At 62.3% G+C, this 25,178-nt stretch carries 19 protein-coding genes, 1 tRNA gene and 1 pseudogene; 6 read left to right on the top strand and 15 right to left on the bottom strand.

Annotated features, from left to right (window positions below; all coding sequences use genetic code 11):
• Positions 1–159 precede the first annotated feature (159 nt).
• The 8 genes and pseudogenes from EDE05_RS21805 to EDE05_RS21770 form a co-directional block, all read right to left on the bottom strand.
• Positions 160–1,449: a vWA domain-containing protein gene (locus EDE05_RS21805; RefSeq protein ID WP_165924240.1), complete on the bottom strand. Its 1,290-nt coding sequence runs from the start codon at positions 1,447–1,449 to the stop codon at positions 160–162.
• 131 nt (positions 1,450–1,580) lie between these two features.
• The gene (locus EDE05_RS21800) at positions 1,581–2,462 is read right to left on the bottom strand and encodes a transglutaminase family protein (protein ID WP_105374172.1); all 882 of its coding nucleotides are present in this window, start codon (positions 2,460–2,462) and stop codon (positions 1,581–1,583) included.
• An 18-nt stretch (positions 2,463–2,480) separates the two neighbouring features.
• A pseudogene (locus EDE05_RS21795) lies at positions 2,481–4,829 on the bottom strand (circularly permuted type 2 ATP-grasp protein); the annotation flags it as partial.
• 71 nt (positions 4,830–4,900) lie between these two features.
• Positions 4,901–8,239: a transglutaminase family protein gene (locus EDE05_RS21790; RefSeq protein ID WP_105374170.1), complete on the bottom strand. Its 3,339-nt coding sequence runs from the start codon at positions 8,237–8,239 to the stop codon at positions 4,901–4,903.
• 148 nt (positions 8,240–8,387) lie between these two features.
• Positions 8,388–9,545: an ABC transporter permease gene (locus EDE05_RS21785; RefSeq protein ID WP_105374169.1), complete on the bottom strand. Its 1,158-nt coding sequence runs from the start codon at positions 9,543–9,545 to the stop codon at positions 8,388–8,390.
• Positions 9,542–10,483 (bottom strand): ABC transporter ATP-binding protein, encoded by a 942-nt coding sequence (locus EDE05_RS21780; protein WP_105374168.1) that lies wholly within the window; start codon positions 10,481–10,483, stop codon positions 9,542–9,544. Before EDE05_RS21780 ends, EDE05_RS21785 begins: the two co-directional genes overlap by 4 nt.
• Positions 10,480–11,445 (bottom strand): HlyD family efflux transporter periplasmic adaptor subunit, encoded by a 966-nt coding sequence (locus tag EDE05_RS21775; protein ID WP_132412587.1) that lies wholly within the window; start codon positions 11,443–11,445, stop codon positions 10,480–10,482. Before EDE05_RS21775 ends, EDE05_RS21780 begins: the two co-directional genes overlap by 4 nt.
• On the bottom strand, positions 11,442–12,077 hold the full coding sequence (locus EDE05_RS21770; RefSeq protein WP_105374241.1) for a TetR/AcrR family transcriptional regulator: 636 nt from the start codon (positions 12,075–12,077) through the stop codon (positions 11,442–11,444). The genes EDE05_RS21775 and EDE05_RS21770 overlap by 4 nt, the downstream gene beginning before the upstream one ends.
• A gap of 153 nt (positions 12,078–12,230) precedes the next feature.
• Between EDE05_RS21770 and EDE05_RS21765 the strand changes: the two genes are divergently transcribed.
• Positions 12,231–14,027 carry an ABC transporter ATP-binding protein/permease gene (locus tag EDE05_RS21765; protein WP_105374166.1) on the top strand — a complete coding sequence of 599 codons (1,797 nt, stop codon included), beginning with the start codon at positions 12,231–12,233 and terminating at the stop codon, positions 14,025–14,027.
• Position 14,028: 1 nt separating this feature from the next.
• Positions 14,029–14,745 carry a DUF1003 domain-containing protein gene (locus EDE05_RS21760; RefSeq protein WP_105374165.1) on the top strand — a complete coding sequence of 239 codons (717 nt, stop codon included), beginning with the start codon at positions 14,029–14,031 and terminating at the stop codon, positions 14,743–14,745.
• Positions 14,746–14,787: 42 nt separating this feature from the next.
• Here EDE05_RS21760 and EDE05_RS21755 read toward each other — a convergent pair whose 3' ends face one another.
• Entirely contained in the window at positions 14,788–15,669 is an 882-nt protein-coding gene (locus EDE05_RS21755; RefSeq protein WP_105374164.1) for a DMT family transporter, read from the bottom strand.
• 36 nt (positions 15,670–15,705) lie between these two features.
• Positions 15,706–17,778, bottom strand: a complete 2,073-nt coding sequence (locus EDE05_RS21750) for an ATP-dependent helicase (protein ID WP_105374163.1) — start codon at positions 17,776–17,778, stop codon at positions 15,706–15,708.
• A 197-nt stretch (positions 17,779–17,975) separates the two neighbouring features.
• Here EDE05_RS21750 and EDE05_RS21745 point away from each other — a divergent pair, with 197 nt between their 5' ends.
• Positions 17,976–18,149: a DUF1328 domain-containing protein gene (locus EDE05_RS21745; RefSeq protein WP_105374162.1), complete on the top strand. Its 174-nt coding sequence runs from the start codon at positions 17,976–17,978 to the stop codon at positions 18,147–18,149.
• Between the two features lie 241 nt (positions 18,150–18,390).
• On the opposite strand, the gene EDE05_RS21740 is transcribed toward EDE05_RS21745, so the two are convergent.
• From EDE05_RS21740 to cpdR1, 4 genes are all read right to left on the bottom strand, one after another.
• Positions 18,391–19,209, bottom strand: coding sequence for a class I SAM-dependent methyltransferase (locus EDE05_RS21740; RefSeq protein ID WP_157949099.1), 819 nt, complete (start codon positions 19,207–19,209; stop codon positions 18,391–18,393).
• A 10-nt stretch (positions 19,210–19,219) separates the two neighbouring features.
• Entirely contained in the window at positions 19,220–20,104 is an 885-nt protein-coding gene (locus EDE05_RS21735) for a metal-dependent hydrolase (protein ID WP_105374160.1), read from the bottom strand.
• A 285-nt stretch (positions 20,105–20,389) separates the two neighbouring features.
• Positions 20,390–20,464 (bottom strand) — tRNA-Val (locus tag EDE05_RS21730).
• Between the two features lie 105 nt (positions 20,465–20,569).
• On the bottom strand, positions 20,570–20,932 hold the full coding sequence (gene cpdR1, locus EDE05_RS21725) for a response regulator CpdR1 (RefSeq protein WP_037077221.1): 363 nt from the start codon (positions 20,930–20,932) through the stop codon (positions 20,570–20,572).
• Between the two features lie 180 nt (positions 20,933–21,112).
• Between cpdR1 and EDE05_RS21720 the strand changes: the two genes are divergently transcribed.
• Positions 21,113–22,000, top strand: a complete 888-nt coding sequence (locus EDE05_RS21720; RefSeq protein ID WP_105374159.1) for an N-formylglutamate amidohydrolase — start codon at positions 21,113–21,115, stop codon at positions 21,998–22,000.
• 319 nt (positions 22,001–22,319) lie between these two features.
• Positions 22,320–23,096: a histidinol-phosphatase gene (gene hisN / locus EDE05_RS21715; RefSeq protein WP_105374158.1), complete on the top strand. Its 777-nt coding sequence runs from the start codon at positions 22,320–22,322 to the stop codon at positions 23,094–23,096.
• A gap of 9 nt (positions 23,097–23,105) precedes the next feature.
• On the opposite strand, the gene EDE05_RS21710 is transcribed toward hisN, so the two are convergent.
• The gene (locus EDE05_RS21710; protein ID WP_165924236.1) at positions 23,106–24,074 is read right to left on the bottom strand and encodes an alpha/beta hydrolase; all 969 of its coding nucleotides are present in this window, start codon (positions 24,072–24,074) and stop codon (positions 23,106–23,108) included.
• Positions 24,075–24,527: 453 nt separating this feature from the next.
• Here EDE05_RS21710 and EDE05_RS21705 point away from each other — a divergent pair, with 453 nt between their 5' ends.
• Positions 24,528–25,013: an Hsp20 family protein gene (locus EDE05_RS21705; RefSeq protein ID WP_105374240.1), complete on the top strand. Its 486-nt coding sequence runs from the start codon at positions 24,528–24,530 to the stop codon at positions 25,011–25,013.
• Positions 25,014–25,178 lie beyond the last annotated feature (165 nt).

Below are 25,178 nucleotides of genomic sequence, written 5' to 3'. Positions count from 1 at the left end.
GTCCGATTCAGTCCATCTGGCACGATGTTGTGGCGACAGTTTATGCACCGTTATGACCCAGTTGCAACGGTCGTTTTATCTTTGCGCAATTGATGGGCAAAAGCACAACGAAAAACGCCCCGCCGGAGGCGGAGCGTTCCGTGGCCTGACTTTGCGGGGTCAGTTGGTCAGGCGGGTGCCGGTCTTTGCGGCCTTGCGGGCGATTTCGCCGAAGCTCTGGACCAGCTGGGTCATGCTGTTCGGCTCGTAGTAATAATCTTCCTTGCCGCTGGAGCAGTATTCGAGCAGTTCCTTGCCCTTCGTGGGTGCCATGAAAGCGATCGTATAGATCTTGATGGCATTGCCGGCCTGGTCCTTGTCTGCCTTTGCCTGATCGCAGAGGGCGCGGACCTTGACGTCGATGGTCGAGTTCCAAGTGCCGCTGTTGCCGGTCATTTCACCGTCGGTCATCAGCACGATGAAGCGCTCGAAGCTCGTATTGCCTTTGCCGGTATGCGCAGTCTTTTCGGCCCCATTCGCTGCCTTGAGCGCTGCAAATGCATTGGCCATGGCCCCGCTGGCATCGGTTCCGCCATCCGGGACGGCCGGCATGTTATTTACATAGGTCTTGACGTAGGACGTGCCCCACTGGATCGATTGTTCGGGTTTGGTTCTGTCGTCGTAGGAATCGGCGCCAACGCGGATGAGTTCCATGTTGGGATCCGCCTTGTCCAGTTCCCCGAACATGACGGCGGCCGCAGCCTTCAGAGATGCCATCTTGGTCAGGTAGTTTGGTACCTCCTTGTAGACCGTACGCTCGCACATCTTGTTAGGGTTGTACTTCGTGGGGCAGCTATATTTTTCTTTTTGATCTGTCGCGACCAGTTTTGTCGGCTGCGCGGGATTGACCGTCGTCGTATCCCAGGCCATCGAGCCGGATTCGTCGAGCGCCAGATACATGGAGAGCGCATTGCCCTCGCGGCCGCTTGCGGACTGGCTCTCGACGCTGATCGTCATCTTGTCGAAGCCGAGAAGGGCGGTCAGTCCGCTCATCGGTACGTCATAGGTCGCCTTGAGGCGGATGTCGTAGCTTGCGGCGGTGTTCGTGGCGATCGTGGCCGTCGCCGCCGCCTCGGCGTTCTGCCTGAGCGCCTCCCGGGCCGCTGCCTTTTCTTCCTCGGTCATGTCGGACGTGTTGATCGTCTGCGCGGCCTGGGCGACGTAGAAATCCATCATCAGCTTTTCCGCGTCCGTCTCGCTCATGGTGCCTTCTTCGGACATGGCGGACGCCGCGGCGAGCGTGGCCGCGTCGGCGGCGGCCTGAAGATGGTTCTTTTCCTCGATCACGCGCGTCAGATCGATCGCGACACCGGCAGCTCCCATGAGGACCGGTATCGCAATGGCTGTCATGATTCCGAAATTTCCGGCGCGGTCCTTCATCAGCCGCGCAAAATGCGTGCAGGTTTTCATAGCCCCAACCCCCGTCCAAATCATTTGAACAACTGAAGCCATGCTAAGTTAAGGCGCGTATAGGAAGGCCTAATGGAATTAATAGAATTTTAGCAATTACAATAAATTAGCCTCATAACGAGGCGGAATTGTCAGGAATTCAAGGGAACGACGTCGACCGCCTGGACGACTTTCTGATTTCCGTAGCCCTTGAGGACGCCGACAACCGGGGCGATGTCGGCATAGTCACGGCCATAGGCGACGACGATGTGGTCGCTGCCGGCCGGAATGTCGTTGGTCGGATCCAGCTCCAGATAACCGAGCGTCTCGCCGCACCATACCCTGACCCAGGCATGCATGGCATCCGCTCCTTCGAGGCGCTCCTTGCCGGGCGGCGGAATGGTGCGCAGGAAGCCCGAGACATAACCGGCCGGGATGCCAAGGCTGCGTAGGCCGACGATCATCACATGGGCGAAATCCTGGCAGACGCCGCGCTGCAAACGGAAGGCCTCCTTCGGGGTCGTGTCGACGGTGGTGGCCTCGGGGTCGTAGGTGAAATCCTTGTGGATGCGGGCGCAAAGGGCCAAGGCGATTTCGCGCACGGTCTGTCCGGGCCTGGCGATCTCGCGGGCATAGGCGGCGATCTGCGGCTCCTCCGCGAGACGGGGGCTCGGGCCGGCGAGGTGATGCGGCGAGGCGGGATCGACCGACCAGAGTTCCGCGAGCTCCTCCTTGAGTTCGTCGAGTTCCGGCGAGAGGTCTGCCGTTATCGTCGGCGCTTCCACCATGACGCGGGCCTGCATGCGGATATCGAGCCGGTCATGCGGCGCGCGGACGAGAACCGAGGTCGCCTGCTGGCCGAAGAAATCGATGAAGGTGGTCCGCTCGTCAGCGTTCGGCGCGACGGTCACGGAGCCGGCAATCAGCCGCTGCCGGTCGGGAAGCGACAAAGGCAGGACGCGGATCACATGACGGGCGCCGGAAGCCGGAACGTCGTAGACGTAACCCATGTGGAGGTTGAGATCGTAGAGCATGGCCACTCTTCCCGCACCCTAACTGAAGTAAGTCTGGCCGAGAATATCGGACAGCTTCTCCATCTCCTGTTCGAGCTTTCGGTAGACCTCATGGTCCATCGCCTCCGGCGTCATGACGGCGAGGCCGGAATGAAGCCGCATCGCCTCGCGGTAGAAAGGCGACATCTGGCCGTTGACGAAGGCATTCGGCAATTGCTCCACCTCGGTGCGGATCTCATTCAGCTGGAAAAGGATCGAGCGCGGGTTCAAGGGATCGAGCGCCAGCAGGTCGGCGACCGTCAATCGGGCGGTGGCGACGTTGTAGCGGCGCCGATGGGTCATGACGCTGTCGCCGATCTCCAGCAGCATGTCGAGCGAGCCATCCGGGGCCTCGGGGCCGGACATATGGCCGAGCAGCCGGGTCATGTGCAGCGCACGTTCCAGATGGCGGCCGATCGACAGGAACCGCCAGCCGGTGAAGCGGTACATGTTTTCGTGAACGAGACCGGCAAAGCCGGCGAGCTTGCGGAGCAGGATGGTGGTGGCGTGGCTGGCGTCATCGCCCGGCTGGACCGCCTCGTGGAAGCGGCGGGCGGTCTTGGCAAGGTCGGTCAGGGCCAGCCAGCCGTCCGGCGAAAAGCGATCCCGGATGTTGCTGGCCGAATAGATCGCGCTGTCGATATTGCGCAAGAGCGGGGCCGGCACGGCCTTCGACATGTCGATGTCGATCGCCTTGAGGTAACGCGACACATCGGCCAGCAGCGGCTGCCCCGGATCGGCGGATTCGGCGTAACGCAAGTGCCAGGCGCGCAGGATGCGCAAAGCCCCTTCCGCCCGCTCGATATACCGGCCGAGCCAGTAGAGATTGTCGGCCGCGCGGCTCGGCAGGCTGCCGGGCATGTTGCGGGTGAAACTCTCCTCCGGCGGCAGCAGCGTCGGCTTGGGCACGGGCTTGTCGCTGACGATCCAGACGTCGGCCGCCGCGCCGCCCGCCTGCATAGCGATCGCCGCGACGTCGGGGCCTGAACCGATGCGGGCAAAGCCGCCGGGCATGATCTGCCAGCCGTTTTCGGTGCGCGCCGCAAAGACGCGCAACGACATCGGCCGCGGGACAAGCTTGCCGTTCACATAAGCCGGGGTCGTGGAAAGCGTCACGACTTCCTGGCCGACAAGCTTGGCGCCTTCCGAGGAGAGCCAGTCGCCGATCGACGCCTTCGCGGTTTGGCGAAGCGACGAGCCGAGCACCGACTGGCCATTGTCGTCGAAGAAGGGGAGGCGGGAATAGGCGGGGCCGATGACCATCTTCTCGATGTTCTTCGCCACATGATCGCGTTCGGCCTTCTGGCCGCACCACCAGGTGGCGATCGACGGCATCAACAGATCATCGCCGAGCAGACGACGACAGACGGTCGGCATGAAGGCAAGAAGGGCGCGGGTTTCGAGGATGCCGGAGCCGAGCGCATTGACGAAGGTGACCGCGCCCGAGCGCAGCGCCTGGACCATACCCGGCGTGCCGATATGGGAGTTCTGGTTGAGTTCCAGCGGATCGGCATAGGAAGCATCGAGACGCCGCCAAAGGACGCCGATCGGCTTCAGGCCGGCCACGGTCCTCACCATGACGCGGTTGTTCACCACCGTCAGGTCCTCACCCTCGAGCAGCATGAAGCCGAGGTAGCGGGCGATATAGGCGTGCTCGAAATAGGTCTCATTGGCCGGGCCTGGCGTCAGGACCGCGATCCGGTCCTCCGGATATTGCTTGTGCGCCTGCAGCGCGTCGCGGAAGGCGCCGAAGAAGGAGGCGAGACGATGCACGTGGCTTTCGCCATAGATGTCGGAAAGGGCGCGCGTGGTGGCGACGCGGTTTTCCAGCGCAAAGCCGGCGCCCGACGGCGCCTGGGTGCGGTCTGCAAGCACCCACCAGTTGCCGTCCGGGCCGCGGCCGATCTCGAAGGAACAGAAATGCAGGTAATGGCCGCCGACCGGTTTGACGCCGACCAGCGGCCGCAGGAATTCGGAATTGCCGGCGATCAGGGCCGGCGGCAGGATGCCTTCCTGCACCAGCCGGTTTTCGCCGTAGATATCGGAGACCACCGCTTCCAGAAGATCGGCACGCTGCACGAGGCCTTTGGAAACCGCTTCCCATTCCTTGCCGTCGATCAGCACGGGCACGTGGCTGATCGGCCAGTTGCGCTCGCCGCTCCCTTGCGCCCCATAGGTCCGGTAGAAGACGCCGGCATCGCGCAGATACCGGTCGGCGCGTGCGAACCGCTCCTGAAGATCGCCTTCCGGCATCCGGCTCAGATGCGAGATCAGGTTGCGCCAGACCGGCCGGATCTGGCCATTGGCGTCCAGCATCTCGTCTGCGATGCCCGGCAATGCTGCATAGCCGAGAACCGGATCATTGAGGATCCGCGTTTCGGTTACACGGTCGGTTGCCGGTGCCTTGGACATCGGGCGTTTCAGACTCCTAGCGGCCGGCGCAGATCGAGCGTCAGCGGGAATTCGGGAGAGGGCGTTTCGGCAAGAAGCGCATAGCGCCCTGCCGTGTGCCCCCACGGTTCGAACCGGGAAAGCCGGCGGGCCTCGGCCTCGTTGCCGTTGACTGGGAAGGTCTCATAATTGCGACCGCCCGGATGGGCAACATGGTAGATGCAGCCGCCGATCGATCGGCCGGACCATGTATCATAAATGTCGAAGGTGAGCGGCGTATTAACCGGCAGCACCGGATGAAGGCCGGCGGACGGCTGCCATGCCTTGAAACGTACGCCGGCAACTGCGACGCCGGACGTGCCGGTCTCCTTCAACGGCACGGCCCGGCCATTGCAGGCGACCGTGTAACGCGACGGATTGCTGGTTTCGAGCCGCACCTGCAGCCGCTCCACGGAGGAATCGACATACCGGACGGTGCCGCCGATGGCGCCCTGTTCGCCCATCACATGCCAGGGTTCGAGCGCCTGACGAAGCTCCAGTTTGGAGCCCTCGTATTCCACCTCGCCGAAGAAGGGGAAGCGGAATTCGAGTTGTGCGGTGAACCATTCGGGCCGGAGGTCGAAGCCGTTCTCCCTGAGATCGGCGAGCACGTCCAGGAAATCGGCCCAGACATAGTGCGGCAGCATGAACCGATCCGCGAGTGCCGTGCCCCAACGGACGAACCTGCCTTGCAGCGGGTTCTTCCAGAAGCGGGCGATCAGCGCGCGGACGAGAAGCTGCTGGGCGAGCGACATGCGCGCATTCGGCGGCATTTCGAAGCCGCGGAACTCAACGAGGCCGAGGCGGCCGGTCGGGCCGTCCGGCGAAAACAGCTTGTCGATGCAGATTTCGGAGCGGTGGGTATTGCCGGTGACATCCGTCAGAAGGTTGCGGAAGAGGCGGTCGACCAGCCAGGGCAGGGGCGGCACGCCCTGGCCGGGCGCCGGCACCTGGGAAAGCGCGATTTCCAGCTCGTACATCGAATCGTGGCGGGCTTCGTCGATACGTGGCGCCTGCGAGGTGGGGCCGATGAACAGACCGGAGAAGAGATAGGATAGCGAAGGATGCCGCTGCCAGTGCAGCACGATGCTCTTCAAAAGGTCCGGGCGGCGCAGGAATGGACTGTCGTTCGGATTGGCGCCGCCGACCACCACATGGTTGCCGCCGCCGGTGCCGGTGTGGCGGCCGTCGATCATGAACTTGTCGGCGCCGAGCCGGCTCTGGCGGGCCTCCTCGTAGATCGCCGTAGTGATCGACACGGTTTCCTTCCAGCTTGCGGCCGGATGGATGTTGACCTCGATGACGCCGGGATCGGGCGCGACGCGGATGACATTGATGCGTTCGTCGTGCGGCGGCGCATAACCCTCGATATGGACCGGCAGACCGAGTTCGGCAGCGGCGTTCTCGGCGGCGGCGATCAGTTCGAGATAGTCCTCGATCTTCTCCACCGGCGGCATGAAGACGCAGAGCCTGCCGTCTCGCGGTTCGACGGATATGGCAGTGCGCACGGCGCCGCCGATTTCGCCCAGCACCTGCTCGACGCGGCCGAGATTGGCCGGATCATCCGCCTTGAACGAGGATTCGGGCATGGCGCGGCCCGCCGGCACGATAGCATCGGGCAGGGGCTGGCGGGGGATGGAGGGATCGGCTTCGTGGATATAGGGAAACTGCGACGGGGGCACGTAAGGCAGCGTGCCGAGCGGCAGACGATAACCGACGGGGCTGTCTCCGGGAACGAGGAAGATCTTGCCGCGGCGGGTGCGCCACTTTTCGCTCATCCAGCGTTTGCGGCTTGCCGTTCCTCTGGCCTGTGCATTCCAGGCCTGGACGGGCAGGACATAACCGCTCGGACGCGTCAGGCCGCGCTCGAAGACACGGGCGATGCGGTTGCGTTCCTCCGGATCCTTGAGTTTGGAATTCGAGGGATCAACGTTTTCCGGCAGGCTGCCTTCCTTGATGATCCATTCCGCCGGATCCTCGTAGGCCGGGGCCACATAGTCAGGATCCAGGCCAAGCTCACCGGCAATGCCCGCCAGCAGCTTTTCCGCATCGTCATCGCCGATGTCGTAGTCGCGGCCTTCCTCAGCCACCAGGTCGGGATTGCTCCAGATGGGGCTGCCGTCCTTGCGCCAGTAGAGCGAGAAGGTCCAGCGTGGCAGGCTCTCGCCGGGATACCACTTGCCCTGACCGTAATGCAGGAAACCGCCCGGCGCGAAACGCTCGCGCAGCCTGCGGATCAGGATATCGGCCTTCTCGCGCTTGGTGGGGCCGACGGCGTCGGTATTCCATTCGTCGGATTCGAAGTCGTCGATCGACACGAAGGTCGGCTCGCCGCCCATGGTGAGGCGGACGTCCTGCGCGTGCAAGATGCGGTCGACCTCTTCACCGAGATCGTTGAGCGCTTCCCAGGATTCGTCGGAGAACGGCTTGGTGATGCGGGGGTGTTCGGCGACGCGGGCAACCTTCATGTCGAAGTCGAAGGAGGTTTCCGCCTCGCCGAAATAACCGCCGGAGATCGGCGCGGCGTTGCGGTAGTGCGGCGTTGCTGCAAGCGGGATATGGCTTTCGCCGGTCAAGAGGCCGGAGGTCGGGTCGAGACCCACCCAGCCGGCTCCCGGCAGATAGACTTCGCACCAGGCGTGCAGATCGGTGAAGTCGACTTCAGTGCCGGAGGGGCCGTCGAGCGCTTTCAGGTCGGGTGTCAGTTGGATGAGATAGCCCGAGACGAAACGGGCGGCGAGACCGAGGTGGCGAAGGATCTGGACCAGTAGCCAGCTGGTGTCGCGGCAGGAGCCCATGGCCGAGGTCAGCGTCTGCTCCGGCGTCTGCACGCCGGGCTCCATGCGGATGACATAACCGATCGCCTGCTGCAGGCGGGCGTTGATGCCCACCACCATATCGACCGTTGGCTGGCCGGGGGACATGTCGAAGGTCTTGAGATAGTCGACAAGCGCCGGCTCCGCCGGCTCCGGCTTCATATAGATCGACAGGTCTTCGACCAGCGTTTCCGGATAGTCGAAAGGCCACTTTGTGGCTTCCTCCTCCACGAAAAAGTCGAAGGGATTGTAGACCGTCATATCGGCGATCAGATCGACCTCGATCTTCAATTCGGTGACCGGATCGGGAAAGACATAGCGGGCGAGGTAGTTGCCGTAAGGGTCCTGCTGCAGGTTCACGAAGTGGTTTGATGGGGTGACCTTCAGCGAATGGCTCAACACCTTCGTTCGGGAATGAGCGGCGGGCTTCAACCGGATGATCTGAGGCCCAAGGCGGACAGGCCTGTCGTATTTGTAATGGGTGAGGTGGTAGATACTCGCCTTGATCGCCATGCTGCCCCTTTGGTCGCCCCTTGCCGGCCTTCGATGGCCGATCAATGATCGTTGCAAGGATTTTGTGCGTTGCACGAAAATAATGCAAGGCGGATTCGGGAGGTTATCCTGGTTCGGGCCATATCGGGGAAATACGCAGGAAAATCTGTCAGTCGAGCGTCCGGCGGAAGCGGGTGACGGCAATCAGCATGGCGAACGTCATCAGGCCGGCGAGGACGCTCGTATCATAGGCGAGCGTGGCGATATCCGCACCCTTCAGCATGATCGCGCGGACGATGCGGATGTAATGGGTCAGCGGCAGCGCCTCGCCGATCCATTGTGCCCAGCCCGGCATGCCGGCGAAGGGGAACATGAAGCCCGAGAGCAGAATGTTCGGCAGGAAGAACATCATCGCCATCTGAACCGCCTGCAACTGGTTGGTCGCCAGGGTCGAGAAGGTGTAGCCGATCGACAGGTTGGCGACGACGAAGAGCGCCGTCGCGGCGGCCAGTGACGGCAGGTCGCCGAGGATCGGAACCCGGAACACCAGGATGCCCGCCGAAATGATGATGAGGGCCTGGATGAGGCCTATCAGGACGTAGGGCGTGATCTTGCCGAACATGATTTCCAGAGGCCTGATCGGCATGGAGAGCAGGTTTTCCATGGTGCCGCGCTCCATCTCGCGGGTGACGGAGAGGGCGGTGAAGATCAAAAGCGTCATCGTCAGGATCGTGCCGAGCAGGCCGGGGACGATGTTGAGCGTCGACGAACCCGCAGGGTTGTAGCGGCGATGCTGCACGATCGAGAAAGCGGGTTTCGACGGTTCCGAAAACTCGATCTGCCGGTCGTTGGCGAGGGCCGACGCAACGATGCCGGAGAGCGCGCCGAGCGCCGAGCTCGATGCAACCGGATCGGTGGCATCGGCGGCGACGAGAAGGGCGGGCGTCTCGCCGCGCCTTACCGCCCGTTCGAAGCCTTCCGGAATCTCGACCACGAACAGCGCCCGGCCCGATTCCAGCAGCGAATCCATGTCCTCGGTGCGGGTGATGACGGACTGGACCTCGAAGAAATCGGTGTTCTTCAATGCGGCGAGGATCGAGCGGCCGATATCGCTGTTCTCGCGCATCAGAACGGCGGTCGGCAGATCGTGCGGGGTTGTGTTGATCGCGAAACCGAACAGGAAGAGCTGCATGACCGGGATCATGATCATGGTGGCGAGCGTCACGCGGTCGCGGGTCATCTGGATGAATTCCTTGACGGTCATCGCCCAGAAGCGCTTGAAGAAACCTCCATTGCCGTTGAGTTCCGGGTCATGGGGCGCGGTCATCGGAAATTGTCCTCCGAGCGGCCCATCAGGTCGATGAAGGCATCCTCCAGCGTCGGCTCGCCCTTTTCCCATTTGAAGCCCGGGCGCTGGCGATAGGGGGCGATCGCCTGTTCAAGCGCCGATTCGTCATGTCCCGCCACATGCAGGCTCAGTCCGAACGGGGCGATCATGTCGATGCCCGGCTGCTGCAGGAGTTCGGCCTGGAGGTGGTGGACATCGGGGCCGGAGACGGTCCACGTGACGAGACCGGTGCCTTCGATGACTTCATCGACAGTCCCCTGGACCAACAGCTTGCCGTAGGCGATATAGGCAATCTCGTGGCAGCGCTCCGCTTCGTCCATGTAGTGGGTGGAAACCAGAACCGAGAGGCCATCGGCGGCGAGCGCATGGATCTCGTTCCAGAAGTCGCGGCGCGCCTGCGGGTCGACACCTGCGGTCGGTTCGTCGAGGAGGAGAAGTGCAGGCTCGGGCAGGATGCAGGCGCCGAGCGCCAAGCGCTGCTTCCAGCCGCCGGAGAGTTCGCCCGCGAGCTGCTTTTCGCGACCCTTCAGACCGAGCCGCTCGATCGCTGCCTTCGCCTTGCCGCGGGCATCGGGAAGTCCGTAAACGCGGGCGACGAATTCCAGGTTCTCGCGGATGGACAGATCCTGATAGAGCGAGAATTTCTGCGTCATGTACCCGACGCGGCGACGGATGCGGTCGCTCTCGGTCAGGATGTCGAAGCCAAGGCAGGTGCCGTTGCCGCTGTCGGGGGTCAACAGGCCGCAGAGCATGCGGATGGTGGTCGTCTTGCCGGAACCGTTGGGGCCCAGGAAACCGTGGATGCGGCCCTTCCTCACCGACATGGAGACATCGTCGACCACCTTGCGGCCGCCGAAGCTCTTGGTCAGATGATGCACGTCGATGACGGTTTCGGGGGACTCGGCGGTTGCGGTCATGGCCGGGCTCCTGCGGCAACATCGACCGGCTGGCCGGGACGCAGCGTTGCAGGATCGGCGGGAATTGCCTCGATGCGATAGACGAGTTTTGCTCGTTCCTCGAGGCTGTAGATCTCCGGCGGCGTGTATTCGGCAGTTTTCGCGATAAAGCTGATCCTCGCATCCGACGGCCGGCAGGCGTCGCAGGTGACACGGACCGGCTGGCCGAGGGACAGCGCTGCAATTTCGGTCTCAGGCACGAAGAAGCGGATGCGGACGTTTTCGGGCGGGAGGAGTGCCACGATCGGTCGCCCGACCGGTACGACCTCGCCGAGGCGATAATAGAGGGTTTCGATGCTGCCGGCGGCGGGCGCGGCGACGGCGCGGCGGGCAAGCGCTGCTTGCGCCGAGGCGAGTTCGGCCTTGGCCGCAGCCATGGATTCCTTTGCCTGGCGGAGCGTCTGTTCGCGCGCCGGCAGATGGGCGAGCGTGATCTGGCTGCGCACATTGTCGAGCGCGGCACGGTTGGCGGCTTCGGTCGCGATCGCCGCGTCGAGGCTCGCCTGTGTGGCGGTGCCGCGCTCGGCGAGAACGCGGGTCCGGTCGAGATCCTGTTTGGCGAGTTCCAGTCTGGCATTCGCCTCGCGCTCGGATGCGCGCAGCACGTCAATCTCTTCCGGCCGCTTCTGGGCCGCTTCGGCAAGGTCGAGCTCGGCCTGTGCGCGTGCAAGCGCTGCACGGGCCGCGGCGACGGCCGCCTCTTCGCTCGATGTCTCCAGCTTGAAGAGCGGGTTGCCTGCAGCGACGGTGCCGCCTTCCTGCACGTCGACCCTTTCCAGGCGGCCCGTGCCTTCCGCGCCGATGAAGAGCGTATCAGCCTCAACCCAGCCCTGATACGGACGCGGGCTCTTCTCTGCAAAAAGGAAGGGCAGGGCGGCAAGCGCGATACCGGCCAAGAGTGCGATGACGAATATCCGCTTCATTGCGTGCCTCCTTCCGAGAGGTCCTCAGCCGGCACGAAGAGCGTGTCGAGAAACGTGTCGAAGAGCTTTTGTGTGTCGAGGTGTTCGTAGGGTTCGAAAAGCGTCGTCCAGATGATCGAGAGCAGGGGCGGGGCCATGACGAGCTGCGGCGTCTCGACGATCTTCGGGTTGCGCAGCTCACCGCGGGCGGCCGCGCGGCCGAGCAGGATGCGCAGCACGCCGAGCCCCCTGGAGATGATTTCCCGGTGATAAAATTCCGCGACGGCTGGAAACATCGGTCCCTCCGCCAGGATCAGCCGCAGCAGATGCCGGCGATCGGTCTCCAGCACCTCCCGCCTGAAGAGAGCGTAGAACATCGAGACCGCGAAGCGCGGCGTAATGCTTTCGTTCGCGACGAATTCGCCCATCTGGCCGAGGATGGGCGAGGCGACACCGGACACCAGTTCGGTAAACAGCGCGTCCTTGTCCGGAAAATGCAGGTAGACGGTGCCCTTGGCGATGCCGGCGCGGGCTGCGACATCCTCCATCCGGGTGGCGGCAAAGCCCCGCTCGGCAAAACAGGCAAAGGCGGACGCAAGGATTTCGGCCCGGCGCTGCTGCGGATCCCGCTTCTCTCTTCGTTTCTCGGCCATCGCGATTCCAAATATGACTGACTGGTCGGTCATTATCACCTATTGGAGGATTTTGCAAACAAAAGTCATTAGGGTGGTGGTAGGGGTAGGTGCAGTATAATGAAGCGGACGGAGGGTTCTGAGTGAAAGGCGTTCGAGGGCGAGATACGGAGAATGGCTGAAATTCCGGAGGCAAGGCCTCAGACCTATGAGTTGCCGCTGAGCGGACAGCTTCGAATGATGATTGGCGCCTTTTGGGCAGCGCCGGTCCGCAATCGGGTGCTTGTCCTGACGGCGGCGCTTTTGATCGTCATCTTCTCCACGACCTATGCCCAATACCGCCTCAACGTATGGAACGGGCCTTTTTACGATTCGCTCGAACGGCGCGACATGCCGGAATTTCTGAACCAGCTCGTCGTGTTCGCGGTACTCGCCTTCACATTGACGCTTCTCAACGTCATCCAGGCATGGCTCAACCAGATCACGGCGATGCGGATGCGGGAAGGGTTGGCGCGAGATCTGGCGAATGTCTGGCTCGTGCCGGGGCGGGCGCTGAAGCTCACGAGCGCCGGCGCGATCGCCGCCAATCCCGACCAGCGGCTGCACGAGGATACCCGAATCCTGGCGGAGAACACCACGAACCTGGCGATCGGGCTCGTCAATTCCACGATTCTTCTGGCAAGCTTCATCGGCGTGCTCTGGGCCATCTCGTCCGACTTCGTTTTCCATTTCGGCGACAGAAGCATCTCGATCCCGGGCTATATGGTCTGGGCAACGGTCCTCTATGCGGTGATCGGCTCGATGCTCAGCAATATCGTGGGACAACGGCTGCCGCGGCTCAACGCGGACCGTTACGCCCGCGAGGCGGACCTGCGCGCGGTGCTGATGCGCACCAACGAGAACATGAAGCCGATCACGCTTGCCCGCGGCGAAACGAGCGAGCTGCGCCGGGTCCACCTGGCGATCGACAACGTGCTCGAAATGCTTCGCCAAGTCGCCTGGGCGCTTACCAACCTGACCTGGGTTTCCGCAGGCTTCGGCTGGCTGGCGCTGGTCGCTCCGATCATCATCGCCTCGCCGATGTATTTCTCCGGCGGGCTTTCCTTCGGCGGCTTGATGATGGCCGTCGGCGCGTTCAACCAGGTCAATCTGGCGCTCAGGTGGTATGTCAACAATTTCGGGGTCATCGCCGATTGGAAAGCCACGCTGGCACGCGTCTCCTCCTTCCGCAACGCGTTGCTTGCGATGGACACGCCGGCTGTGGAAGGTGAACTGCTCACCTATCGCGAACAATCCGATGCGCAGGGCATCCGCCTGTGCGGCGTAATGGTCTATGGCGACCCCGACCGCGGCGAGGCGGGGCACGGCATCCGTCTCAGGGAAGGCGAATGCGTGATCAGGCCGAGCGGGCGGGTGATGATCAACGGCGATCCGGGCGCCGACCGGCATCTCTTCTTCCAGGCGCTCGCCGGCATCTGGCCGTGGGGGCGGGGCGAGATCGGCCTGCCGCCCAGGGATGGCATGGTCTTCCTGCCTCAGGAAGGCTACCTGCCGACAGCGACCCTCAAAGAGGCGATGACCTATCCCACCGGCCTGCCGGATGGCAGCGACAAAGCGCTGGCCGAGGCGCTGGAAAAAGTCGGGCTGCACCGGCTCGTGGATCGCCTGAACGATGTGGAGCGATGGGACAGGGTTCTCGACAAGGATGAGGAGGCGCTTCTTTCGATTGCCAATGCCGTGCTGCGCAAACCCGAATGGGTGATCATGGACGACGTGCTGGAAGGCCTGGAGCCGGAAACGCGGGAGCGTATGCTCGACGTGCTTGCCGGCCTCGACACTTCGACCCTGGTCTATATCGGCCGCGCCGAGGACTATCTTGAAAAGTTCTCGCCGACGATTTTCCATCTGTCGCCATTGCAGCAAAACGGCAAGGGTTCCCAGAAGGCAGCTGAAGCCAAGGAAGAGGCATGACATGAGCCGCCATCCGGGAACCAACAGGACGGCGCAGTGTGTTGTCTGCGGCCGAGCCTTTCCGTTGCCGAAGCTTCGCAAGATCGGTCAGCTCAGGCCGGGCCTGCACGAGATGATTGCCGCCGAAGTCGCCGATTGCGGGACCGAAAGCCTGATCTGCGACGAAGATCTCGCCCATTATCGCCGCCGCTATGTGGAAAAGCTGCTCGCGGAGGAGCGCGGAGAGCTTTCCGAACTCGACAGACAGGTGCTCGACAGTTTCGAGAAGGGTGTTTCCACAGTGCAGAGCAGCGCTGCCAATGTGCTGGAGCGCAAACCCACATTGGGAGAGCGGACAGCCGACCGGGTTGCTTCGTTCGGCGGCTCCTGGACCTTCATCCTGTTCTTCATGGGCGTGCTTTTTTCCTGGATGGCGCTCAACGTCTCCGGCCTTTTTGCCGAGCCTTTCGATCCATATCCCTTCATCCTGCTGAACCTTGTCCTGTCCTGTCTTGCAGCCCTGCAGGCGCCTGTCATCATGATGAGCCAGCGGCGGCAGGAGGAGAAGGACAGGCGGCGCGCCGAAAACGACTATATGATCAACCTGCGCGCCGAACTCGAAATCCGCCAGCTGCACGAAAAGATCGACCATCAGATGGCCCATCAGTGGGAGAGGCTGGCCGAATTGCAGCAGATCCAGATCGACCTTCTGGAGCGGGGCGATACCCAGAGGGGGTAGCTCTTTTGATGATGCCGGCCCGCGGAAGGCGGCGCAAAATCATCAGGTCGGCGTGCACTGGATGCGGTTGGCGTTCGGCCTGCGCAGGTTGAAAAGGTTACCGGCAAGAATCAAGGCAGCGCCCAGCGCCGTCAGGCCATCGACAGCCTCGGCATAGAGCAGATATCCGAGCAGCGCCGACAGCGGAACCCGCAGATAGTCCATCGGCATGACCGTCATCGCGTCGCCGTGGGAGAGAGCCTTGGCCATGCAATAGTGGGCAAATGTGCCTGAAAACGCGATGACGAGGATCCACGGCCACATTTCTGCGGATGGCCAGACCCAGACCCGGAGCGCCGGTACGAGCCCGACCACCGACTGGATTATGAGCATCCAGAAGATGATCTTCGTCGCACTGTCCGTGCGCGTCAGGAGCTTGGTCATGATGAAGGATATGGCGAAGACGAAGGCGGCTCCAAGTACGACCAGGTGACCGGGGTTGAGTGGGGCTGCTCCCGGCCGGACGATCAGCACGACGCCCACGACGCCGAACAGGATCGCCACGCCCTTGCGCCATGTCAACCGCTCGCCGAGAAAGGCCGCGGCCATCAGGGCTGCCCAGATCGGCGCAGTGAACTCGATGGCGATGACCTGCGCCATCGGAATCAGGGTGAGGCCCATCAGCCACGCGAACTGGCCGATATAGTGGGCGACGTTGCGGCCGATATGGCTCGGCAGGATCGACGTGCGCATCGCCCGTATGCCGCCTTCGCGAAAGACGAACGGCAGCAGCATGAAAAACGCGATCACGGAACGCATCTCCATGACCTGGAAGACATCGAGTTCACGCGTTATCGCACGCCCCGAGACGGCCATCAGCAGAAGCAGGGCGATCGAAGCCATCATCCAGGCCGCAGCCTTCATGTTCGACGGACTATTGTTCACTGATGTCTCCTCTGGACGCAGGACGGAGGCGAAAGCCTAGCGCCACATGCCCCGCATGCGGGCAGTCACGTCGATACGCACCTGATGGCGGGCCTGGCGTTCGGCGTCGGACATGGGTGCGACGACCGGCCAGGCGGCGGTTTCGAAGAATTGCAGCAGCGTTGCCGGGATGAAGCGGGTGCGAGCGGCGTAGACATGCTTGTCGCCCTGCGACGCCTGGCCGTGCACAAAGAAGCGCTGCGGGGTGATGAGGTGCAGGTGGTCCTTCGCCCGGGTCATCGCGACATAGAGCAGGCGGCGTTCCTCCTCGATCTCGGCGGTCGAGCCGACGCCGAGATCGGACGGGATGCAGCCGTCGACGCAGTTCAGAAGGAACACCGACCGCCATTCCTGGCCCTTGGCGGAATGGATAGTGGAGAGGATCAGGTAATCCTCGTCAAGCAGCGGCGTCCCAGCCTCGGCGCTCGTGGCATCGGGCGGATCGAGCGTCAGTTCGGTGAGGAAACGTTCGCGGGAATTATAGCCGGACGCAATCTGTTCGAGCTGCAGGAGGTCGGCTTTCCGCGTCTCGGCATCTTCGTGGATACGGGCGAGATGAGGCTCGTACCATTGGCGGGCAAGGCCGATCTCGGCAGGCCAGCCGGCGCCGCTTTTGCGCAGTGCCGCCAGCATGTCGACGAAGGCCGGCCAGTCCTCGCCGGAACGCGGCGGGGTGGGGATTTCCTGCAATGCGGCGAGCGGTTCGGGATCGGCAGCGATGGCGTCGAGGATTTTTCCTGCCGTCTGCGGGCCGATGCCGGGGATGAGCTGCATCAGCCGGAAGCCGGCGACCCGGTCGCGCGGGTTCTGGGCAAAGCGCAGCGCAGCCAGCATGTCCTTCACATGTGCGCTGTCCAGAAACTTCAGGCCGCCGAACTTCACGAAAGGGATGTTGCGGCGGGTGAGCTCCACTTCCAGCGGACCGGAATGGTGCGAGGCGCGGAAAAGCACGGCCTGCTGTTTGAGCGTCATCCCGGTTTCGCGGTTTTCGAGGATCTTTTCGACGATGTAGTTCGCCTGCTCGGTCTCGTCCTTGACGGCGACCAAGCGCGGGCGCTCCGCGGACTGTCGGTCGGTCCAGAGGTTCTTGGTAAACCGCTCGCGGGCGAGGTCGATGACGCCGTTGGCGGCGGCGAGGATCGTATTCGTGGACCGGTAGTTACGGTCGAGGGTTACGATATTGGCCGGCGGATCGAAGGAGGCCGGGAAATCGAGGATGTTGCGGATCGTCGCGGAGCGGAAGGAGTAGATCGACTGGGCATCGTCACCGACGACCGTCAAACCTCGCCCGCCGGGCTTCATCGCCATGAGGACCGAGGACTGCAGGCGGTTGGTGTCCTGGTATTCGTCGACCAGAACGTGGTCGAAGCGGCTGCCGATATCCTCGGCGATTGCAGCCTCGCTGATCATCTGCGCCCAGTAGAGCAGGAGATCGTCGTAATCGAGGACGTTCTGGGCCTGCTTGGCCTCCACATAGGTCGCGAACAGTTCGCGGAGCTGCTTTTCCCAGGCGGAGCACCAGGGGAAGTGAAGCTTCAGCACCTCGTCCAGCGGCGTTTCGGAATTGACGGCGCGGGAATAGATGGCGAGGCAGGTGCCTTTCGTCGGAAAGCGGTTTTCGGTCTTCGAGAAGCCGAGCTCGTGGCGGACAAGGTTCATCAGGTCGGCGGAGTCTTCCCGGTCGTGGATGGTGAAATCCGGATCCAGGCCTATCTCACCCGCATGCAGGCGAAGCAGCCGGGCACCGATGCCGTGGAAGGTGCCTGCCCAGGCGAGAGCATCGGTCATGATCCCCGACTTGGCGCCCAGCACCTGCGAGCAGATACGCTCGACGCGCCGGGCCATTTCAGAGGCCGCGCGGCGGGAAAAGGTCATCAGGAGGATGCGGCGCGGGTCGGCGCCGGAGACGATCAGGTGCGCGACGCGATGGGCAAGCGTATTGGTCTTGCCAGAGCCCGCGCCGGCAATCACCAGAAGCGGGCCCGCTGGTCCGCCATTCGGCACGTCCGAGCCATGCTCCACCGCCCGGCGCTGCGCATCGTTGAGTTTTTCCAGATAGGCGACCGACATTCCGTTCCTGATTGGGCCGTTCCTGATTGAGCCCGTTCCCGATGTGTTCGAATTAGCTCTAGCTGATTCGCTTGGCTTCGCCTTCCTTTCCGTCTTCCTGCCTCCCGCTTTTCAGGCAACTGCAGAGGTTTACGCCGGATTGGAACCTTGGAACCTTTTTTCACGTTATCCGCCCATCAACGCGAAGGAATAACTCCATGCTGAAGTGGGCACTTATTTTTCTGGTCATCTCGCTGATCACGGGCTTTCTCGGCTTTTCCGGCATTTCGGCCGCAACCGCGAGCATCGCCAAGATCCTGTTCTTCATCGCGCTCGTCATCTTCCTGGTCTTCCTCGTGCTGGCGCTGATGGCCGGCGCCGCATTGACCTAGGCCTTCCGACGCGACATCCCGATCCCTCGGCGGACGCGGGGAGGTGCCCATCGCGGCCCTCTCCGCGTTTCGTATCTGTGGACGCCGGAAAAGAAAAAGCCCCGCCGAGATACGGGCAGGGCAGTTGGGGAAAATCCGCGCCAGCTGACGCGGATGAACTGACATTTCGCATATCCAGCGGCGATCGGCGAGGCTGGTTCCGGGTGATTCGGTACGGTTGCCCGCAACAATTTGCAGCCGGTCACGCCGTCTTGCGGTAGCGGCGGGCCACGTAGACAACGCCGCCTCCGGAAAGTCCCTTATAGAGGATCGAGCCTTGCGCTCCTGAAAATTCGGTCATGAAGCGCCGCATCAGCCGGGCACGGCCGATGCGTTCGCGTTTTCTCGCTTCCGCCGCGTCAAGCGCCGCAACGACGCCTACGGAAAGGCTGCGCTCCGCCACCAGCTCAAGCCCCGGTACGGAGAGCTGACGGTCGAGTTCGGAAAGTTTGCCCTTTGGCCGCATGTCGGCAAAGGTGAACCAGCCGCCCGGCGCAAGCACGCGGGCCGCTTCGCTGGCAAAGGCGGGGACGTTTGCGTAGCAATGGGAGGATTCGATGTTGACGACCACGTCAAACGAGCCGTCGGCAAAAGGCAGTCGCTCCGCATCGCCGACTTCAAAGGAAAGCGAAGCCGTGTCGGCGTTCAGCCGCCGCGCAAGGCGCACCGTCTCCGGCGAGTAGTCGAGGCCGACGACGCTCGCCGGCGCATGGTAGCGCGCGATATAACGCGATCCGCCGCCACGCCCCGAACCGATTTCGAGAACCCGCGCGCCTGCCAGCGGCAATCCTTCGACCGCCTGATGATAGAGGCCGATAAAGGCCCGTTCGGGCTCGTCTTCCGCTTTCAGCGGAAAGGCGGCGCCTTCGGGCATGAAGCCGTAGTTCATGAAACGCCAGTCGTCGTCCCGCCAGAACCGGGACAAGATGTTGTAAACGCCGCGCCATGCCCATTTCTGGGTTCGCGGAAAGGCGCCGCGCTCGACCGCGTTCAGGACATTGGAGAACATGTTTCTTGCCATGGTCTCGGTCCTACTGAGCCGGCGCGGCAGCGGCTGCCGGCGGCATATCCTGATAAAGCCAGGCCCGCCCCTTGCGCACCAGTTCGGCATCGTCGCTGTTCTTCGGATCGAAACCCGGCAGGTAATATTTCAACACCAGGGGCATGCAGCGCCGCCAGAAGCCGGGGGCGAAGAACACGACCCAGATGAAGCGCAGCCAGAAGCGGATGCCGGTCTTGACGCCGTCGGTGCGGGCATAAAGCCGCGTATTTCGCAGAAAGATCAGCAGGAATGGAATGACCGTGGCATTCATCGCCGAGACCCGCAGCAGGTAGCGTTTCCAGCCGGGCAGATCTGGCGTCACCGCCTTCAAGACATCGAGCGCCACCGCCTTGTGCTCGAGCTCCTCCAGAGCATGCCACATCCACAGGCGACGGTAGGCTGGCGCTGCCGTTTCCAGAAGGTCCGGGCGGCGCAGGGTCACCGTCGACAAGGTTGCGGTCAGGTGTTCGATGGCGCAGGTAACGGCCAGCCGGTGCAGCGGGTTCTTGGCGACCCCGAGCGCAAAACGGACCGGCTTTTCCATTTCCTCGACGTCATAGCCGAGCGACGCCATGGCCTTGTTATAGTCTTCGTGTTCGCGGGTATGGAAAGCTTCCTGCACCGCATAGCCGTTGATTTCCGCCGCCAGCTCCCGATCCGTGAGCTTCGACGCGTAGTGCTTCAGGGAGCGGATGAAATAGCGCTCGCCTTCCGGCAGGAAGATGGAAAGACCGTCCGCCATCACCGTCTTGATGATGTCGCCGTCATACCAGTGCCGCGTGGCGTTTTCCAAAATTCCGAAGCGGATGTCGCGTGGGATGATGTCTGCTTCGTCTCCCGCCGCATGCTCACTAAAGCTGCTCGATCCTGCCATTATCCACCTGTTTGTTCGAAACCGGACGCCGGTGCACCGCGACCCGCCGGACTGCAACCACTGTCCCCCGCGTTATTGCAGATCGGCAAGCGGCAGGGCAAGATCATCGTTGTCCGTTGCCGACCCAATACCGAAATTGCGTCGGGATTGCGCCGGCCGAAAGGCCAAGACGCAAAAGCGCCGCCCAAGCAGCGGGTTCGGCCAGCCGGATCAAAGTCGTGAGAAGGTGAAAAAGCGGGTTATGTCGTCAACCGCGCAAACGCCTGAGAAACCAGGAAAGAGGGATGGTGGGCGTGACAAGGATCGAACTTGTGACCCCTACGATGTCAACGTAGTGCTCTCCCGCTGAGCTACACGCCCATCCGTGGCGGCGCATAGACCATAGACTGGTCGGGCCGTCAACTGGTTTTTGTCGCGAAATGCGAAGCTTTTTTGAAGGCCTCGCATTTCCCGGCATTCGACATCTCAGGCGGCGAGAAGCTTGTTCACTTCGTCCACCAGATCGCGCAGGTGGAAGGGCTTCGAGAGCACCTTTGCGTCCTTCGGAGCCTTCGAATCGGAGTTCAATGCAACGGCGGCGAAGCCGGTGATGAACATTACCTTGAGGTCCGGATCGAGTTCCGTCGCGCGGCGGGCAAGTTCTATCCCGTCCATTTCCGGCATGACGATATCGGTCAGGAGAAGCGAGAAGGGCTCCTCGCGCAACCGGTCATAGGCGCTTGCGCCGTTATCGAAGGAAGCGACCTTATAGCCCGCCTTTTCCAGCGCCTTCACCAGGAAGCGGCGCATGTCGTTATCGTCTTCGGCGAGAAGGATTTTCTGAATCATCTCCGGGACCGTCATCCAATGCAATTTTTAAGTTAGGGAACACTCACACTGCCAAGACACGGTAAACATCCGTTTAATGGGGGTGGAAGAGGTTTTCGTGGGGTATAGATAGTATGGACTTCATGCCAGGCAACTGGCAACATGCGGTCTTGAACAAGTTCGTGACATGGTAAAGGCAGGATGGATTGCAGCGAGGGTGATTTTGGACATTTCGAAGTAAGGGAGCCCGCTGCGCAGACAATCCCCTTCGTTTTCAACTCGCCCCATAGCGGCCGCTTCTATCCTCCCTCCTTCCTTGCCGAGACCAATCTCGATTCGCTCGCCATCCGCCGCTCGGCCGATCATTATGTCGACGATCTGTTCGCAGATGCGCCGGAGCTCGGCGCGCCGCTGCTGCTTGCCCATTTCCCGCGCGCCTACCTGGACGTGAACCGCGAGCCCTATGAGCTCGATCCCCGCATGTTCGACGGGCCGTTGCCGCCCTTCGTCAATATCGGTTCCATGCGGGTCGCAGGCGGGCTCGGAACGATCCCGCGTATCGTTGCGGAAAACATGGAAATCTACCGGCATCGCCTGTCGGTGGAAGAGGGTATGAGCCGCATCGAGACGATCTACAAGCCCTATCACGCCTGCCTGAGAAAGCTGATCGCCCGAACCCATGCCCGTTTCGGGCTTGCGATCCTGATCGACTGCCATTCCATGCCGGGCAATATCCGGCTGTCAGGCTCCGACGTCCGGCCGGACTTCATCATCGGCGACCGCTACGGCACCAGCGCCTCTGCCGAGCTTTCCCGCGCGGCGATGCAATTCCTGGACGGCATGGGCTTTTCGGCCGTCCGCAACAAGCCCTATGCCGGCGGCTTCATAACCGAACACTACGGCCGGCCGGTCCGGGGTCTGCATGCGCTGCAGATCGAAATCAACCGGGCGCTCTATGTGGACGAGATGACGCTTGCCAAAAAGCGCGACTTTCCGGCGATCGCTGCCGCGCTTTCCACCTTCATGCGCCAGATGGCAGATTTCGCCGTTGAATTTTCCGGCAGCGGCGGCGCACTCGCCGCCGAATAACACCCCATTATCCACAAGCTTTTGTCTGCCGGTCGATCGCGGGCAAAAAAAACCGCGCTTGTGGGCGCGGCTAAGTCTAGGGAGGAAACACCCAAGGAGGGTATTTACAGTCAAAGACTGTAAGATGAGATTAGTATTGCGCTGCACAATTGTCAAGCAATAACTTTTTGTGCTCAATTTTTCAGCATTTTTGGGCGAAGTGGTGAGATATGCGCCAGTGCCTGCCTGTTTTCCCGCTCTACGCCTCCAAATTCAGCCGGTTTCCAGCTTGCGGCGATTCGATTAGAAGAAGTTTCCATTCCACGAGGGGATTTCTTCGATGCTTCCCGACCGCAATTTTTTCTATACGCTTGCCGATGCCGCCAAGGCTGAAACGCTGCCGCGTTTCCGCACCGGCCTTTCAGTGGTCAACAAGCTGGAAAGCGGGTTCGATCCCGTCACCGAGGGCGACCGCGCCGCCGAGACCGCGATCCGCCTGCTGATCGAGGAAAAGTTTCCCCATCACGGCATCCTCGGCGAGGAGCACGAGAATATCGGTCTCGACCGCGAGCATATCTGGGTCATCGATCCAATCGACGGCACACGCGCCTTCATCTCTGGCCTGCCGGTCTGGGGTACGCTGATCGGCTTCCGCTCGAACGGGCGGGCGACGATGGGGCTCGTCGACCAGCCGTTTACCGGCGAGCGTTATTTCGCCGATGGAACACATTCCTGGTACCGCGGTCCGGACGGCGAGCGGCAGATCGCGACGCGGGATTGCGGCGAGCTCAAGAATGCGATTCTCTTCACCACCTCGCCGCATATCTTCACGGGAGCGGACCTGGCGCTTTACCGCTCCGTCGAGGAAAAGGTGCGGCTCTTCCGCTACGGCTGCGATTGTTATGCCTATGCGCTGCTCGCCTCGGGCAACGTCGATCTCGTCGTGGAAAACAACCTTCAACCTTATGACGTCGGGGCGCTCATCCCGCTGATCGAACAGGCGGGCGGGATCATTACCACCTGGGACGGCGGTCGGCCGGAAAATGGCGGCAATATCGTCGCGGCCGGAAGTCCGGCGGTGCACCGGCAGGCGCTGGAGCTGCTTTCCGGCAAATGACCGGAAAGATCAGGCGGCGCTTTCGGATAGGCCGAAACCGCCGTCCTGGCCGGGCATGAAGGCTTCGATCGCGGCCAGTCCCTGGGCGCGATAGATGTCCTTGTCCTGGAAGAGTTCGTGGCGAGCGCCGTTTATGGTCACGAGCTGGGCGGCGCGGAAATTGCGCGACAGCTCCTCCTGGGCCCGGTAGGGGACGATTCCATCCAGCACCGGAGCGAGGATCAGAGTCGGGATCGTTATCCGGGTCAGATGCGCCTGGTTCGATACGCGGCGCGCGGCCTTGAAGGTTTCGCGAAGCCAGCGGGCGGTAGGCGCCCCGACCGTCAATTCGGGGTGGGCTGCGATGATTTCCGCATTGCGCTGGAAACGCTTGAAGTCCGAGGTCAGCGGATTGCCCTCGAACGGCCGACGGCTCTTGTCCGTTCCAAGCTGGATGCGGCCGAAGCCGGTAAGGCAGGCGAGACCGGCAACAGTCCGGATCACGCCTTCCGGTACGCCCTGGCCGGAGAGCGCGACATAGGGGGCCGCGAGGACCATGCGGTGGATACGGTTCGAAAGCCGCGGTGCCGCAGACAGGGCTATCAGCGATCCCGTCGAATGGCCGACCAGGAAAAATGGCAGGCGGGCATCCGGCAGCACGATGTGCTCCAGGAAGATCTCGAGATCCCGCTCGTAGTCGGAAAAGCGGCGCACATGGCCCTTGCGCGGATTTTTCGTCAGCCGGTCCGATCCGCCTTGGCCGCGCAGATCGAAGGTTGCAACCCACAGCCCCATGGCGTTGAGGTCGCGGATCGTTTCGAAATACTTTTCGATAAATTCGTTGCGGCCCTGCATGATGACCACGGTGCCGATCGCCGGCGAACGCTCCGAACGGAAGAGTCCGTAGCGCAGCCGCGTGCCGCGATGACCGGTGAAATAACCGGCCGTATAATTGGATGGCGCCGGATTGCCGGGGGTGAGGTGGAAAACGTCGTCCATGGAATCTGCCGCTTCGGTCATAGGCATAAGCGACAGCAGCAGCGGCGGCGCGTCAAGGGGAAAAGAGGCGGCGCGCAGCAGACAGAGAGCGTCGCATTCGCTGGCTGCGGGTTACAGTAAAAGAAAGCCGGAACCGCGGTTGGGGAAACCGGACGGCTCCGGCCAGGCAAAGGCCGAAGCGAAGGGACGAATAGGCTTCAGCCAGTAGAGGCAGTCTGCCTTCCAATAATCTTTGTTCTATCAGATGCCGTCTGAACCTAAGCCGAATCAGCTGTTCATATGGGGTTCAGGCGCAAAACCGGTTTCTTCAAAAAAAGGCCTTGAAGCGGGAAAATTCAATTCCCATCTCAGTCCTGCGGGCGCCGATGAGGGTCCGCCGAACGGCTCCGGCATCGCCAGAACGGGATGCTGAAGGCCAACCAGAACCGCAACGTCGCTTCAAGAGAGGACACCATGCGTCACGTCGATTTTTCCCCCCTTTACCGCTCCACCGTCGGTTTCGACCGCCTTTTCAACCTGCTCGACAATCGTAGCGTCGCCGACCAGACCCCCAGCTATCCGCCCTACAACATCGAGCGGACTGGCGAGAATACCTACCGCATCACCATGGCCGTCGCCGGTTTCGACGAAAAGGAACTTTCGCTCGAAGCCCACGCCCATGTGCTGACCGTCAAGGGTGAAAAGAGCGAAGAAGACATTGGCAACGGCCAGAGCGAATACCTCTACCGCGGCATCGCCAAGCGCGCCTTCGAGCGCCGCTTCCAGCTCGCCGACCATGTCGAGGTACAGTCCGCTTCGCTGAAGAACGGCCTGCTTCACATCGATCTTCTCCGGGACATCCCGGACGCCATGAAACCCCGCCGCATCGCGATCGCTGCCGAAGCCGGCGATACCGCAAAGCAGATCGAGGCCCAGGTCGCCCCGCAGCAGATCAACTGATCTTCGGCTCCCAGACCTCTAGCCGAGGACAGCAAGCCCCGCGGCCCTTCCGAAAGGAGGGGCCGTTTTCGTTGTGCGCCCAGCATGGGCGCATTCTTGTGGGTGCAAGTCCCACCGTGAGCTGGTCACAGCAAGCGAAGAGAAGCGCAACTGCGTGAGGGTGAC

Source organism: Neorhizobium sp. R1-B (assembly GCF_004368875.1).
In the GTDB taxonomy this organism is placed as follows: domain Bacteria; phylum Pseudomonadota; class Alphaproteobacteria; order Rhizobiales; family Rhizobiaceae; genus Neorhizobium; species Neorhizobium huautlense.
Note: the sequence above shows the minus strand (reverse complement) of the source record. Positions and strands in the feature narration are given on the sequence as shown.

What these genes read in the sequence shown, in the direction of transcription:
- EDE05_RS21760 (WP_105374165.1), top strand. Translation starts at nt 14,029, where the DNA reads ATGAGCCGCCATCCGGGAACCAACAGGACGGCGCAGTGTGTTGTCTGC.
- EDE05_RS21750 (WP_105374163.1), bottom strand. Translation starts at nt 17,778, where the DNA reads ATGTCGGTCGCCTATCTGGAAAAACTCAACGATGCGCAGCGCCGGGCG.
- EDE05_RS21800 (WP_105374172.1), bottom strand. Translation starts at nt 2,462, where the DNA reads ATGCTCTACGATCTCAACCTCCACATGGGTTACGTCTACGACGTTCCG.
- EDE05_RS21780 (WP_105374168.1), bottom strand. Translation starts at nt 10,483, where the DNA reads ATGACCGCAACCGCCGAGTCCCCCGAAACCGTCATCGACGTGCATCAT.
- EDE05_RS21775 (WP_132412587.1), bottom strand. Translation starts at nt 11,445, where the DNA reads ATGAAGCGGATATTCGTCATCGCACTCTTGGCCGGTATCGCGCTTGCC.
- EDE05_RS21720 (WP_105374159.1), top strand. Translation starts at nt 21,113, where the DNA reads ATGGATTGCAGCGAGGGTGATTTTGGACATTTCGAAGTAAGGGAGCCC.
- EDE05_RS21785 (WP_105374169.1), bottom strand. Translation starts at nt 9,545, where the DNA reads ATGACCGCGCCCCATGACCCGGAACTCAACGGCAATGGAGGTTTCTTC.
- EDE05_RS21805 (WP_165924240.1), bottom strand. Translation starts at nt 1,449, where the DNA reads ATGAAAACCTGCACGCATTTTGCGCGGCTGATGAAGGACCGCGCCGGA.
- cpdR1 (WP_037077221.1), bottom strand. Translation starts at nt 20,932, where the DNA reads ATGATTCAGAAAATCCTTCTCGCCGAAGACGATAACGACATGCGCCGC.
- EDE05_RS21735 (WP_105374160.1), bottom strand. Translation starts at nt 20,104, where the DNA reads ATGGCAGGATCGAGCAGCTTTAGTGAGCATGCGGCGGGAGACGAAGCA.
- EDE05_RS21765 (WP_105374166.1), top strand. Translation starts at nt 12,231, where the DNA reads ATGGCTGAAATTCCGGAGGCAAGGCCTCAGACCTATGAGTTGCCGCTG.
- EDE05_RS21710 (WP_165924236.1), bottom strand. Translation starts at nt 24,074, where the DNA reads ATGGACGACGTTTTCCACCTCACCCCCGGCAATCCGGCGCCATCCAAT.
- EDE05_RS21745 (WP_105374162.1), top strand. Translation starts at nt 17,976, where the DNA reads ATGCTGAAGTGGGCACTTATTTTTCTGGTCATCTCGCTGATCACGGGC.
- EDE05_RS21705 (WP_105374240.1), top strand. Translation starts at nt 24,528, where the DNA reads ATGCGTCACGTCGATTTTTCCCCCCTTTACCGCTCCACCGTCGGTTTC.
- EDE05_RS21740 (WP_157949099.1), bottom strand. Translation starts at nt 19,209, where the DNA reads ATGGCAAGAAACATGTTCTCCAATGTCCTGAACGCGGTCGAGCGCGGC.
- EDE05_RS21790 (WP_105374170.1), bottom strand. Translation starts at nt 8,239, where the DNA reads ATGGCGATCAAGGCGAGTATCTACCACCTCACCCATTACAAATACGAC.
- hisN (WP_105374158.1), top strand. Translation starts at nt 22,320, where the DNA reads ATGCTTCCCGACCGCAATTTTTTCTATACGCTTGCCGATGCCGCCAAG.
- EDE05_RS21770 (WP_105374241.1), bottom strand. Translation starts at nt 12,077, where the DNA reads ATGGCCGAGAAACGAAGAGAGAAGCGGGATCCGCAGCAGCGCCGGGCC.